Source organism: Geminocystis sp. (genome assembly GCF_041753295.1).
Classification (GTDB): domain Bacteria; phylum Cyanobacteriota; class Cyanobacteriia; order Cyanobacteriales; family Cyanobacteriaceae; genus Geminocystis.
The window spans coordinates 1-13976 of sequence record NZ_JBGSUU010000069.1 but is presented as its reverse complement, the minus strand read 5'-3'; the positions used below and the strand labels follow the sequence as shown (position 1 = coordinate 13976).

Below are 13976 nucleotides of genomic sequence, written 5' to 3'. Positions count from 1 at the left end.
AAAGATGATTTTGCTTTCCTTTTTTAATTCCATTTTTGTGAATATGTTTAGACCCGCACTCTGGACATTGTATCATTTTTTTATTTTTGATAATTTGACCCCTTTATCTAAAAATCATACCTTAATTCAGCAACGCCAAACATTGATTATAAGTAGTTAAACGATACTTTCTATCTTTAATTTCTATTCCCTCATTTCCACGCATATCATTAACTAATTTGATAATATGTTCATCATATAAATTGATTAATTTATTATTCTCTAAACGCACTAAATGATTTCGTAAACAAGTTTCTAAAAAAATCCAGTCATAATCACCATTATTATTAAACCATTCTTTAGTGATTTCTAAGGAGTCTTTTGGAGTAACTTTAAAACGCATTAGTAACAATGCTAAAACTTTTTCTTTGGCTTTAATATTTTCCATAGTTGTTTATATTTTAATAGTGATATTTTTTAGTTTTTAGTATATAAAAGGGACAAAAAATAATGTTAACATTGTACAATAAATTACGAATTAATGATGAAGAATTCCCCCTAGAACTTTATTTTAAACCATTAACAAACAAAGATTATCAAGACTATATTTTTGTTAACTATAATAAACTATTACCCCAGCAGGAAAAATTACCAAAAATACTAATTTTTGTCATGATTAAGTCAAGAATAAAACTAAATGGATCAGATTTGATTAAAGAACAATTAGAAAAAGATTATTTATTAGACATTTTTCTCAAGTTTTCCTTAGAATTTTATCAGAAAACTCAAGCAAAAAATATTAAGATTGTAATAATTTGTCCAAAAACAGGTTATCCATTATACTCACCGCAAGGGGAAGAATTTTTTAATATTCCTTGTCTTATAACTCGTCATCTGTTAAATTTTAAAACCTTAGAAAATTATTGCAGTTTAATACATCCTCAATGGGGTAGAAAAGTTTATCCTAGTTTAATTTTATCTCCAATTTCTGTAGAATTAATTAAGCCAATGATTGATGATATTTTAAGGATTAATTAAAATTTATTAATAAATTGAAAATATATAATTATTTTACTATCTGAGTTGAGAAATAACTATATTTAATTAGTTATCAGGTATCATAAATAACCTTGATTATTATATAAAATAAAAATGATAATAAATAAAGAAATATTGCAAATAGGAAATCCGATTTTAAGAAAAATTGCTACGGAAATAAGCGACATTGATAATCCGCAAATACAAACTTTAATTGACGATTTAATTTTGATTACTAAAAAAAATTATGGTGTTGGTATTGCAGCGCCTCAAATTGGTAAATCTTGTCGGTTAATGATTATCGCTTCTTATCCTAATATTCGTTATCCTGATGCGCCTTTGATGCAACCAATGGCAATGATTAACCCTCGTATTACTAACCATTCAGAAGAAGTTGTAGAAGCTATGGAAGGTTGTTTGAGTGTAAAGCAAAAACGAGGCAGGGTAACTCGTTATCGAGATATAACGGTAGAATATCTTACTCGAAATGGTGATTATCAACGAAAAGAATATAATAATTTTGTTGCTCGAATTATTCAACATGAATTAGATCATCTTAATGGTATTCTATTTGTTGATCATGTTCAAGATGAATTAATTAATTCTGAAGTATAATTTAACTTTTAATATTGATGATTTTTAATCGTCGTTTTTGAATATAATGCTGTTTAAAAATAAAATTTCTGTAATTTTTTTATGTTTTTTGTTAGTAAGTTGTCAGGGGAATAAACAAGAAACACAAGTAAAAGATACTAACTTTAAACGAGAAGTTGAAGAAGGTTTAGTACTTTATGATGCTACTTTAGAACAATCAAATGCTGATGGAAAAACATTATGGCGCTTAAGTACCAAAAAAGCAACTTATACTGATGATAAAAAAAGTGCTATTTTAGAAGGTATCACGGGTAATTTATTTGAAAATGGTAAAATAATTTTACAAGTTAGTGCAAAAAAAGGAGAGGTAAAAAATGATGGCAAAGAAATATTTTTATCTGAAGAAATTATAGTATTTGATCCTCGCAATAAAGCAGAATTTAAAAGTCAAGAAGTTATTTGGAAACCTGAAGAAAATGTTATTTCCATGACAGGAAAAAAAGGAATAATAGCGAATAATGCTAAACTAATTGTTACGGCAGAAAAAGCATTATATAACACTAAAACTCAATTATTAGAATTAAATAAAAATATATTTGCAAATCTAAGAAATCCCTCTTTACAACTGAAAACAGAACATTTATATTGGCAAATTCCTGAAGATAAAATTATCGGTAATACTCTTTTAAATATGATTCGTTTGGATAATAAATTAGTTACTGATAAAATCAAAAGTGATCAAGTAGAAATTGATTTGAATACTAATATTGCTATTATTAATGGTAATGTTGAATATCAATCTTTAAAACCACCTTTACAAGGCGCCACATCTCAAATTATTTGGAATTTTGCCGATAGAAAAATGCAATCTAATCAAGCAACTAAATTATTGCAACCTGAAGATAATATGACTTTAACGGCTAATAAAGTTAATTTTAATTTAGAAGAAAATAAGGTTTATTTACAAGAAGGAATTTATGGAAAAGCTGTTAAAAATGAAGTAGAAATTTATGCTGATAATGCCACTTGGAATTTAGATAGTCAGGAAATAAATGCTGATGGCAATGTTTATTATAAGCAAATAAATCCAGACTTTAATCTTAAAGGAATAAAAGCCTATGGCAAATTACAAGATAAACAAATGACGGTAGAAGGAAATCAAGCTAATCCTGTAACTACTCTTATTTATCCTCAAGAAAAAGAATAATTACAGATATTAGACTTCTTGCAGAAGCAGAAGTGGAGTAATGAGTAATAAGTAATGAGTAATGAGTTAAGAAATTAACGTTTTCCATCCTAAAATAGATTTTACTTTTTATTTTGCAAGAGGTCTATTAATTATGAGTTAATAACGAGGAATTGAAGAATCAATATATACTGCATAAGCGTTAATTCCTCCTGATACATTTTTTACTTTGGTAAAACCTTGACTTATCAACCATTGACACATATTTGCTGATCTAATACCATGATGACAAATAACAATTGTCTCTAATTCTGGTTTAAATACTGTTTTAATTTTATCAGACCACTGCTCATATTGACTTAATGGAAATAATTGAAATTGAGGTAAAAAGGCAATGTCTGCTTCTCTTTCTTCTCTTACATCAATTAATTGAATTTCAGAATTTTCCTCTCTTAAAATAACTTCTAATTCTTGTACGTTAATACTGCTTAAATTCATCTTTTTTACTATTTATATTTATCTATTTTATGGTATTGAGTTTAACAGTTTTTAATACTTAGTTTATAGACATCAAATTACTTCTTTTTTCCCTTTTAGTTAATTTCTATCTATTTATTAAACTATTAAATATTTTTCCTACATCATTACTTAATTTGAATAGAAATTTTAATTGTTTTCATAATTTAATTTTGATAATTTTTAACTTAATTCCTAATAACTAACCCCTTATAATTTTTCTAAAATTTGACAAATTTCTTTCTCAAAAGCCACTTGTGCTCGATTTGTTTTACCGCCGATAAAATAGCGATCTCCTTCTTGTAATGCCCATACTTGAGAGAAAGAGACATAACTCATAACCACACCAATCATCAAAAGAGCAAAACCAAGGTAAACTAAAGGTACACCCGGATCAGATTTTATTTGTAACCCTGTTGAACCTACCAATTCCAATACTTTCAGGGTAATACCGTTAACTTCCGTTGGCATATTTGGCCGTAAAGCACTAATTAATTTACCTGATGTATCATAAAGAAACATAGTGCCTTGCAAGTCTTTTGTAACTAAAGAAATTCCTTCACTTAAATCAGGTTTAGTAGGAATCCAAGTACCCCAAATACGCCCTTTTCTTTCCCTAGTTAATTCAGCCATAGGTAACTGAAAAATAGGACTATTATTTAGTTGAATTTTAACTCCTGAAATACTCCAATTTGTTTGATAAAAAGTAATGCCATTATATCTTAAAGGTTGATTAACAAAAATAGTTTTTCTTTCTAATTCTTCCCCTGTTTTATTAACTACAGATAAATCGGAATAAAATTGATCTACCGAACCATCAGGAGTGTATTTAATCCAGAAATTATTAACTTTTATATCAAAAGATTTAGCACCATTTAAGTTAGTAAATTTACCAGCTTCTAAAAAATTATTAATGGTAAAAGTTTCACCACTAGGGATCATTTCTTGAGCAAAAAATCCTGTAAAAGCCCCTAAAATAGCACCTAATAAAACAATAATCATACCAAGATGAACAACGATAGGACCAATTCTTCCAGTTATGCCTTTTTGACCATATAAACAATGATCATTCTGATATATTTTATAACCTTTTGTACTTAAAAGTGACTGAATTTTATCTAAAGATTCTACGGTAATTTCGGCACTTAATGCTAACTTATTAAACTGTCTTGATTCATCATAAAATTTCCATATTTTTGCAGCTTTTAATGCTGGTAATTGTCGTCTAAAAGTACAGGCAATTAAACTACTGCCAAATAAAACTAAAATACTTAAATACCACCAAGTTGTATAGACATGATTTAAGCCCATATTTAATAATACTTGCCAACTTAAAAATCCAAATAAAGCAGGATTTTCTGGGTAATTTTCTTGATAATAATTAATAGGTTGATTTTGTTCTATAATTGTGCCACTAATGCTAAAAAAAGCAATTACTAATAATAAAATAATAGCTAAACGTAGATCAGAAACTGTTGAAATTACTTTGCGAAAAAACAAATTTATTGAATCATTAATAGAGATATTTTTACTAGAATTAGATATACTCATAAAATAAATATTTAGCCATTGATAATGTTAGAAACATTTGATTATCCTCATATTTTAACATCTATAGATAGTCAATAAAAGTAAAGTTTAAAAAATCTCATAAATTAGGAAATTAATTTCATTGTCAATGATGATCGTTGATCATTCAATAACAAATCGATGATAATAAAATAAATATTTGTTGAGAAATGTAACGAAAATTATGGCAGATCAATTAATTCGAGCAACCGCCGCCAATGGTGGTATTCGGGCAGTAGGAGTTATTACCACAAGAGCAGTGGAAGAAGCCAAACAAAGACATAAATTATCCTATGTCGCTACTGCCGCATTAGGTAGGGCGATGTCGTCGGGATTATTACTAGCTTCAAGCATGAAAAAAGAAGGCTCACGAGTCAACATTAGGATTAAAGGAAACGGTCTTTTAGGCGGTTTAATGGTAGATGCAGGATTAGATGGTACTGTTAGAGGTTATGTAGAAAATCCTGCGGTAGAATTGCCTCCTAACCCCCAAGGAAAGTTAGATGTTGGTGGTGCAGTGGGAAAAGAAGGATTTTTATATGTAGTTCGAGATGTTGGTTATGGATATAATTATTCTAGTACGGTTGAATTGATTTCTGGAGAAGTAGGGGAAGATATTGCTAACTACTTAATGACATCTGAGCAAACACCTTCAGCGTTATTAGTAGGAGTTTTTGTCGGGAAAGACGGGGTTACAGCTTCTGGAGGAATTTTATTACAAGTATTACCAAAAGCCGCCGAAGATCCTACTTTAGTTACCGCTTTAGAATCTCGTATTAGTCAATTAAGTGGTTTTACTCCTTTATTACGACAAGGTAAAACTTTATCAAGTATTTTCACTGACTTATTAGGAGATTTTGGCTTAGAAATTTTCCCTGAAGTGCAAATGGTACGTTTTAATTGTAGTTGCTCATTTCATCGAGTTTTAGGAGCTTTAAAAATGCTTGGAGTCGATGAATTAGAAGACATGATTGTTAAAGATGGTGGTGCAGAAGCCGTTTGTCACTTTTGCGGTGAAATTTATCAAGCTGATGTTGCTCATTTAAGAGAACTTATTGAAGATTTACAAGTGGTTAACTAAACCTGAGTTCGATATAAAATTTTCGGTGATGTAAAGGTGTCAGGTGTCGGGTTTTAGGTATTAGGTTAAATAATTGATAAAAAATATATCTTAATTGATTTTTTTCTTTTCAATTCTTGGATTAAATAACATAATATAACCGAAAATTAAACCTGCTACCTGCTACCTGATACCTAAAACCTGCTTCCGTCGGATATTCTTACATCGAACTCAGGTAACTAAAGAGACAGGAGACAGGAGTAATTAATTCCTAATTCCTAATTCCTAATTCTTCTTGCCTTCCCCCTTTTAAGAAAAGTTGCCTACATTAGGTTTCTAAAAATACTCCCAAATTGCGAAATTTTTGATACCTTAATTCTTTTCTACCTTCAGCACTTAAACTATCTAAATATTCCAAATTATCTAAAATGGCTTTTTTAAGAATATTCGCAGTAGCTAAAGGATCTGAGTGGGCACATCCGGGCGGTTCTGGTAAAATTTGATCTATGATACCTAATTCCTTTAAATCCTTGGCGGTAATTTTTAGGGCGATCGCCGCTTGATCAGATTTTTTAGCATCTTTCCATAATATAGCCGCACAGGCTTCGGGACTGGCTACGGTATAAACTGAATGTTCAAACATCATCAATTTTTCGGCAACGCCGATGCCTAAAGCACCTCCTGAGCCACCTTCACCGATTACCGTAGTTATGATCGGTACATCTAAACTAAACATTTCCCTTAAATTATAGGCGATGGCTTCTCCTTGTCCTAATTTTTCCGCTTCTACCCCCGCATAAGCCCCTGGAGTGTCAATAAAGGTGATAATAGGCATCGAAAAACGATTGGCATGATCCATTAACCGCATGGCTTTACGATAACCGCCGGGGGATGCCATGCCGAAATTACGAGCTACATTATCTTTAGTATCCCGCCCCTTTTGATGTCCGATAATGACCACTGCTCTGCCGTCTAGTCTCGCTATGCCACCAATTAAAGCTGGATCATCATATCCTCGGCGATCGCCATGTAACTCGAACCATTCATCAGTCATAGCTTGAATATAATCAAGAGTAGAAGGGCGACGAGGATGACGGGCTATTTGTAATTTTTGAGAAGGAGTGAGAGTGCTAAAAATTTCTACTCGTAACTGTTCCGCTCTACCTTCTAATTCTTGTAACTGTCCAGATACATCCACTTGATTATCTTCCGCTAATTCTCTAATTTGGGTAATTCTAGCGTTTAATTCCACTAAGGGTTTTTCAAATTCTAATAAAAAGGTTCGTTTTTGTTCTGTTTTTGCCATATATTTTGTCTATCTATAATAAAACCGTCTTTATATATTTTTTAATTTGTTGAATTTAACACAATAAAAATTTTTCTTTTATACAGTATAGAATTTTATGACATAACCGTTATCTAACCTCTGAATATTTAAGAGGTAACAAAGGTAACAAGGGGTTTAAACTCCTTGCCTAAAGTATTGAAATGTCTTATAAGCTGTGGGTTGCTATAAATCAATTTAGTGTTAAGGAAGCCAGTTTTCATCAAGGATTTGTTCAAGAGGTGCAATGGGTGTTTCGGGAAAAGTATCAAGGAGAAGTTGAGAATGTTGATAAGCAATATCTCGTCGATCTTGATAACATTCCTCAAAAACATCTTGAAGATAAGATTTAAGGCTTGGACTATCTTTTAAAATACGTTTGATTTGTTTACGAAAATTGATAATTTCTCCTTGCCAATGTCCTCGATTTCTTTCTTTTTCTGAATCCCAATAACGAAGAATCAGTAAATGTTCAATTAACCTCATTAGTAAACTCTCAAGTTTTCTTTTATCCCTTCGACTCAAATCTAAAACCTCTTCAATTAAATTATCCCAATCAAGGGAATCTAAATCTCTTTTTTCTAATTTCTTTACTGTTTCTAACACCCAAAGATTATAGTCTGTATCGTATAAATCTTGTTTATTTTTGATTAATTCTGCTACCATTACTCTCTCCTCCGTTTTCTTGATAGTGCGATTATAACTTTTTATTAGTTACGCATTTGCCTCCTTCATCCCTCAAATTTGGAGGAAGTAAGAATAATTGAACTCCCCCAGATTTGGGGGTACGGGGGCTTAGGGCAATACCCACCCTACTTAAATTAAGCCGAGACATAATAATAATCCACTGATAAAGTGTAGATTGACGGCGATAAATTTACTGTTTTTTACTTTCTCTGGTTGATCATGATATTCCTTTACATGATTGATTAATTGATAAGCAATTGGCACACTTAAAATTACAATGAAGGCATTATAGGGCAATATTTTTATTACCGTCAGCAGGAGGCATAAACTGTAAAATAAAATTACGGAAATTGTTAATACTTTTGAACCAAATTCTGTACCTAATCTGACGATGGGTGATTTTTTTCCTGCGGCGATGTCATCTTTTATTTGATGAAAATGGGAGCAAAATAAAATAATTGAGGTGGATATACCAATAATACTTGATGCCCAAAGAGATGAAGTAGAAAATACTTGAGTTTGACTATAATAAGCGGCGGCGATGGCCATAGGACCAAAAGTGACAAAACAAATAATTTCCCCTAAACCTAAATAACCAAGACGAAAAGGAGGCCCTTGATAACTATATCCTAAAGCACAACAAGCCATAATTAACCATAATAATGTCCAATCTTTAAGCCAATAATTAATTAACAAAATCCCTCCTAAACCTAAAAGTAAACATATAATACTAATCCATAAGATTAAGGTTCGATTTCCTGTCAGATTCACGACTGAATGAGCTTTATTTACGTCTATTCCTGTATCCGAGTCAAAAACGTCGTTACTAAGATTAAGCCATGCGATAATCAAAATAGCTGACAATAAGAAGGTTACAAAAATATTAGGTTGAAATATTCCCGTTTCAGTGTAAGCTAAAGCAGTGCCAAAACTAATGGGAATAACCGCTACAGTGTACATTGGCGGTTTGATGGCTGCAAACCAAAGTTGACGTTTACTAGGGGATTGATTGACAATTAGGGATGGTGTTTCATCGATTATGGACATGATCTTTAATTAGATATGATAGTTAGGAATATCAATTAATTATTTTCCTTTTTTAATTGTCTATTGTCCATTGTTAATTGTCCATATAAATTTTATAGTATTAGCTTTATGCCTGTAATGCCTAACGACTTTCATCTTTTAGATTCTCCTCATAGTTTTAAAGAGTTAATTTTTTTAGCGAAATCTCAAGAAAATAACGATAATATTGTCTCTATTTCTTATAATATTAATCCTATAGATCCTTTAGTTTTTCTTTCTGTTATGAAAGAGGATAATCAACGATACTTTTATTGGGAAAATCAACGAAAACAAGAAGCAATTATAGCTATAGGAGATCTTAAAAGTTTACAAGTTAATAGCGATTATTATAATGAAAATTTACAAGATATAAATAGATTTCAGCAGTGTCAAAATTTTGTTAAAAATACTTTAAATAATATCACTTTTCTTCAAGATTCTTTTAAATCTAATAATTCTTATTTTTTTTCTTATTTTACTTTTTTAAATCAACAGAATCATCATAATAAATCTTTTCCTTTAGCAACAATTTTTTTACCTTATATTCAACTATTAAAAAAAAGAGATACTTATACTTTAACGGTTAACACTTATAATAACTATCATTATATCAAAGAAATAAAAAAATATATATCACAAAATTTTAGTGAAAAAATAGCCTTAAATTATAAACTTCAAGCCGAGAAAGAAAATAACTTAAATTATAATTTAGAAGAAAAACAATATCAATCTTTTATCGATAAAGTTAATCAAGGATTAGAAGCTATTAGAGAGAAAAAACTAACGAAAATAGTTGTCGCTCATGCTTTAGAAGTAAAAACTAATAAAAATTTTAATGTGATTAAATCCTTAGAAAATTTAAGACATAATTATCCTGATTGTTACATATTTGCGGTGAGTAATCAAAATGAAGAACATTTTATTGGTGCAAGTCCAGAAAGACTACTTTCTATTAAAAATAATCATATCATCAGTGATGCTTTAGCAGGATCTGCACCGAGGGGAAAAAATAAAGAAGATGATCAAAAAATTGGTGAAAATTTACTTAATAGTGAAAAAGAAAAAAGAGAACATCAAATAGTTAGTGATTTTATTTTTGAGCAATTATTAACCATGAATTTACACCCAAAAAAAGCACCTTTACAACTGCTAAAATTATCTAATATTCAGCACTTATGGACTCCCATTTCAGCTAAAATTATTAATAGTATTAATCCATTTGAAATAATCAACAAATTACATCCAACTCCTGCTATGGCTGGTGAACCAATTAAAATTGCTTGTGATAAAATAGAATCTTCAGAAAATTTTGATCGCTCACTTTATGCAGCACCAATTGGATGGTTAAATAGTGAGGGAAATTGCGAATTTATAGTAGGAATTAGATCAGCTTTAGTTAAAGGAAATTCTGCTCGTTTATATGCTGGTGCTGGTATTGTCGCAGGATCGAAACCAGATCAAGAATTGACAGAAATTAAACTCAAATTTCAAGCACTTTTACAAGCATTAAAATAGTAAGAAAAAATTTTTATGGTTAAATTTAAACTCTTAAAAATCTATCCAACTAGGGCTATATTGAATTTCTGGATCATAAATAATAATTGTATCAGAGTCTGATTCTGTATATTTTTCTGGGGTTAAAATAACAGTTTCTTTTTCTTTTACTGATTCATAAGAAGTATAATCACCTATGAGAGTTTCTTTTTCATTAATATTAGTAGAAAGATCTATAATTAAAGTCTTAGTTTGATCTTCTTGAAATTTTTTAGCTATATTTTCTAAAAAAAAATCGGCAGTTTGTTGAGAGAAAAAACCTTTAATTACTGCTAAATGGCAAAACTTTAAACCTAGTTGTTTTTGTTCTTTTAAAATAGTATTTATTTGTATTTCTGTTAATAATGATGCTCTTTGAAAATAATATCCGATGGGTTTTGATTCATATTTAGTTAAATTATTTTCTATACAAATATCTACAAGAAAATCAACGGTTTCTTTTTTTAACCATCCTCTTAAAGCTAAAATTTCTCCTATTTTAAATTTAAAAAATTGAGATTGATCTGATAAAACTACTTTTAGTTGTGCAGAAGAAATTAAACCAGCTTCCACTAAAATTTCTCCAATTAATTTTCTTTGTACTCTATCAAACTGTGATGGAGAATGAAAAGGCATAAAATTATTACTGAAACTAAATATAATATTTTTATTAAAGAATTTATCTTTAGATATTTAATATCGTATTCTAATTATATTAAAATTGTCAAAATTTTGTTAGATTGAGTAAATTAAAGTGAACTTAATTAAAAATATCTTCGTCAAAAAAATAACTCAAAAGATTAACATTTACATTAATATATTTTACCAACCATCAAATAAATTAATAAAAATAATTCATGTTTAAATTCATCAGTAAAGATTTTTGGCAAAAATTAATCTCCATTCCTTTAGCCATGACGGTTACTAATCCCACCATGGCAGTAATAGCTAGAAATCCTGAGCAAATAGAAGAATGTGAGATATTAGTGGTAGGTGCTGGGTTAGCAGGGGCTGCTACCGCCTATGAAGCCTTATTAATGGGTAAAACTGTTTGTTTAACTGATATTACCGACTGGGTAGGAGGACAAATTTCCTCTCAAGGAACATCAGCACTAGATGAACGTAATACTCAACGCAAAGAGTTATTTTTCCCCCGTGGATATTTAGAATTAAGAAGTAATATTGAGAAATTTTACGGAAAATTAAATCCAGGGCAGTGTTGGGTAAGTGATTCTTGTTTTTTACCTAAAGATGCCGATAAAATCCTCGAAAATCAGCTAAAAGATGCAGCTAAACGGGGTAAAGGCAAATTAAAATGGTTTCCGAATACCGTCATTAAAGATTTAAAAATTCAGTCTGTCGCTAATGGTGGCACTGGTCAACAAATCGTTGAGGCGATCGCCATTCGTCATGAAGCTCAACCGAACACACCCCCGTTAAATACCGAACCGTTATCTCAAATAATTGAAGATGCTTACACTTATAATGATTCCCCTAGACTCAAAAAAACAGTGATTAAATTCACGCCCCCCAAAAATCTAAAAACCCAAGGAAAAACCAATTGGATAGTAGTAGAAGCCACAGAAACAGGGGAATTAATCGGTTTAACCGATATACCCTATCGTTTAGGTATAGATCCTCGTTCCGAATTAGAACCATCATCATCAAGCACTACACAAGATCCCTATTGTCCGCAAGGTTTCACTTATACTTTTGCGATGCAACAAACCGCAGAACCGCAACCGCAACCTGAGCCAAGTTTTTATAAACAATATGAACCATACTACAGTTATGAACTACCAAGATTAGCAGATTTTGATTTAGTTTATACTTATCGTCGTATTTGGAAAGCCGAGGATAGTGAAACAACAACATTTCAAGGTATTAACTTTACCAAACCCACAACGGGAGATATTTCCATGCAAAACTGGACATGGGGTAACGATTATCGCCCAGGTACATCAAAAGATAACTTAATTTATAGTAGAGAACAACTACAAAAAACAGGACAATTAAAACCCAATGGTTGGATGGGAGGATTACGCACAGAAACACTTTTTAAAGGTGAACAAAACGCCCTCGGCTTTTATCATTGGTTAGTAGCAGGTACAACAGACTCACAGTTAGGTGATGGAGTTAAAAAACCAAATCCCAACCAAAAATTATTAACAGGGTTAGATTCTCCTATGGGTACAATGCACGGCTTATCAAAGTATCCTTATATGAGAGAAGGTAGAAGAATTATTGGGCGTCCAAATTATGCTCATCCTGATGGTTTTATGGTAAATGAAATTGATATTTCTCGCCGTAACTATAGAGATGAATATTATAAAAAAACTTTACCACCGGATCAATATCGCCGTTTACAAGCCTTACTATCTGGTTTGGAAGGATTTTCCGTGTTAAGTGGTGAAGTTGCCCCCGATGATGTTAAAAACCGCACTAGATCAACTATTTACCCTGATGCAGTGGGTATTGGACATTATGCCATTGATTTTCATCCTTGTATGACAGAAAGTCCTCAAGAAAAACCGGGTAATACCGAGAGAAAAGGAGAAAGACGAGGACAAGGACAGGCGTACCCCTTTCAAATTCCTTTATCTGCCATGATTCCTCAAAAAATTGACAATATGCTAGTGGTAGGAAAAAGTATCGCTACCAGTCATATTGCGGCGGCTGCTTATCGAGTACATTCTTTTGAATGGTCATCAGGAGCAGCCGCAGGTACTACAGCTTCTTTAGCTTTACAAAAAGGGATTTTACCTTATCAATTTACTGAAGGTTTTGCTTTTAAGAATAAAAATCTACAAGAATTAAAAGTAATTTTAGAGAAGAATGAAAATCCCACTAAATTCCCCAATACATCTATCTTTAATGATAATTGGGACGATTGGAGATAATAATTAATAATTTTATAGGCAGGATTTACCAGATTAGATAATCCTAATAATCCTGTTTATACAATTAACAATTAACTTCTTATTCCAAAAAGCACTACTTTTCAGAGAACTTTATTTAGATTCACCAGAAAGTTTTAATAAAAGAAAACCCCAAGCTAAACCTACTAAAACAACGCTAAAACAAAGAATAGCACCACTAAATAACATACTTTCGGCTGTCATCATAATTATTTATCCTGATTATTTATATTTTTTTATTACTTTATCAGATTTTTACTTATAAATGATAGGTAAAGGGCAAGGGTAAATACATAATTGCTAATTCCCTGTTTCCTTTCTAATTGTTAATTGCTAACTCCTAACTCCTATCTCCTAACTCCTATCTCCTAACTCCTAACTCCTAACTCCTATCTCCTAACTCCTATCTCCTAACTCCTAACTCCTAACTCCTATCTCCTAACTCCTATCTCCTAACTCCTAACTCCTAACTCCTATCTCCTAACTCCTATCTCCTAACTCCTATCT

14 protein-coding genes are annotated in these 13976 nt (G+C 31.0%); 6 read left to right on the top strand and 8 right to left on the bottom strand.

Annotation, left to right across the window (positions count from 1 at the left end; translation table 11 throughout):
- Positions 1-121: 121 nt before the first annotated feature.
- Positions 122-427, bottom strand: a complete 306-nt coding sequence (locus tag ACEW8E_RS07750) for a hypothetical protein (RefSeq protein WP_373479769.1) — start codon at positions 425-427, stop codon at positions 122-124.
- A 62-nt stretch (positions 428-489) separates the two neighbouring features.
- Here ACEW8E_RS07750 and ACEW8E_RS07745 point away from each other — a divergent pair, with 62 nt between their 5' ends.
- The 3 genes from ACEW8E_RS07745 to lptC all read left to right on the top strand — a co-directional run bounded on the left by ACEW8E_RS07745 (position 490) and on the right by lptC (position 2818).
- Entirely contained in the window at positions 490-1017 is a 528-nt protein-coding gene (locus ACEW8E_RS07745) for a hypothetical protein (protein ID WP_373479768.1), read from the top strand.
- A gap of 114 nt (positions 1018-1131) precedes the next feature.
- Positions 1132-1632, top strand: coding sequence for a peptide deformylase (gene def / locus ACEW8E_RS07740; protein ID WP_373479767.1), 501 nt, complete (start codon positions 1132-1134; stop codon positions 1630-1632).
- Between the two features lie 46 nt (positions 1633-1678).
- A complete protein-coding gene (lptC, locus tag ACEW8E_RS07735) occupies positions 1679-2818 on the top strand; it encodes an LPS export ABC transporter periplasmic protein LptC (protein WP_373479766.1) in 1140 nt (379 codons plus the stop codon).
- 138 nt (positions 2819-2956) lie between these two features.
- Here the strand turns inward: lptC and ACEW8E_RS07730 are convergent, their stop codons facing one another.
- Positions 2957-3295, bottom strand: a complete 339-nt coding sequence (locus tag ACEW8E_RS07730) for a rhodanese-like domain-containing protein (RefSeq protein ID WP_373479765.1) — start codon at positions 3293-3295, stop codon at positions 2957-2959.
- Positions 3296-3523: 228 nt separating this feature from the next.
- Entirely contained in the window at positions 3524-4864 is a 1341-nt protein-coding gene (locus ACEW8E_RS07725; RefSeq protein WP_373479764.1) for a cytochrome c biogenesis protein, read from the bottom strand.
- A 202-nt stretch (positions 4865-5066) separates the two neighbouring features.
- On the opposite strand from ACEW8E_RS07725, the gene hslO reads away from it, so the two are divergent.
- Positions 5067-5963, top strand: a complete 897-nt coding sequence (hslO, locus tag ACEW8E_RS07720; RefSeq protein ID WP_373479763.1) for an Hsp33 family molecular chaperone HslO — start codon at positions 5067-5069, stop codon at positions 5961-5963.
- A 307-nt stretch (positions 5964-6270) separates the two neighbouring features.
- Here the strand turns inward: hslO and accA are convergent, their stop codons facing one another.
- From accA to menA, 3 genes are all read right to left on the bottom strand, one after another.
- Positions 6271-7248: an acetyl-CoA carboxylase carboxyl transferase subunit alpha gene (gene accA, locus ACEW8E_RS07715; protein ID WP_373479762.1), complete on the bottom strand. Its 978-nt coding sequence runs from the start codon at positions 7246-7248 to the stop codon at positions 6271-6273.
- Between the two features lie 222 nt (positions 7249-7470).
- A complete protein-coding gene (locus tag ACEW8E_RS07710) occupies positions 7471-7932 on the bottom strand; it encodes a DUF29 domain-containing protein (RefSeq protein WP_373479761.1) in 462 nt (153 codons plus the stop codon).
- Between the two features lie 150 nt (positions 7933-8082).
- Positions 8083-9000 (bottom strand): 2-carboxy-1,4-naphthoquinone phytyltransferase, encoded by a 918-nt coding sequence (gene menA / locus ACEW8E_RS07705; protein ID WP_373479760.1) that lies wholly within the window; start codon positions 8998-9000, stop codon positions 8083-8085.
- A 108-nt stretch (positions 9001-9108) separates the two neighbouring features.
- Between menA and ACEW8E_RS07700 the strand changes: the two genes are divergently transcribed.
- Positions 9109-10533, top strand: coding sequence for an isochorismate synthase MenF (locus ACEW8E_RS07700; protein WP_373479759.1), 1425 nt, complete (start codon positions 9109-9111; stop codon positions 10531-10533).
- Between the two features lie 33 nt (positions 10534-10566).
- On the opposite strand, the gene ACEW8E_RS07695 is transcribed toward ACEW8E_RS07700, so the two are convergent.
- Positions 10567-11187 carry a hypothetical protein gene (locus ACEW8E_RS07695; protein WP_373479758.1) on the bottom strand — a complete coding sequence of 207 codons (621 nt, stop codon included), beginning with the start codon at positions 11185-11187 and terminating at the stop codon, positions 10567-10569.
- 221 nt (positions 11188-11408) lie between these two features.
- On the opposite strand from ACEW8E_RS07695, the gene ACEW8E_RS07690 reads away from it, so the two are divergent.
- Positions 11409-13451 carry an FAD-dependent oxidoreductase gene (locus ACEW8E_RS07690; RefSeq protein WP_373479757.1) on the top strand — a complete coding sequence of 681 codons (2043 nt, stop codon included), beginning with the start codon at positions 11409-11411 and terminating at the stop codon, positions 13449-13451.
- A gap of 111 nt (positions 13452-13562) precedes the next feature.
- Here ACEW8E_RS07690 and ACEW8E_RS07685 read toward each other — a convergent pair whose 3' ends face one another.
- Positions 13563-13673 (bottom strand): PetM family cytochrome b6-f complex subunit 7, encoded by a 111-nt coding sequence (locus tag ACEW8E_RS07685; RefSeq protein ID WP_373479770.1) that lies wholly within the window; start codon positions 13671-13673, stop codon positions 13563-13565.
- Between the last annotated feature and the right edge of the window lie 303 nt (positions 13674-13976).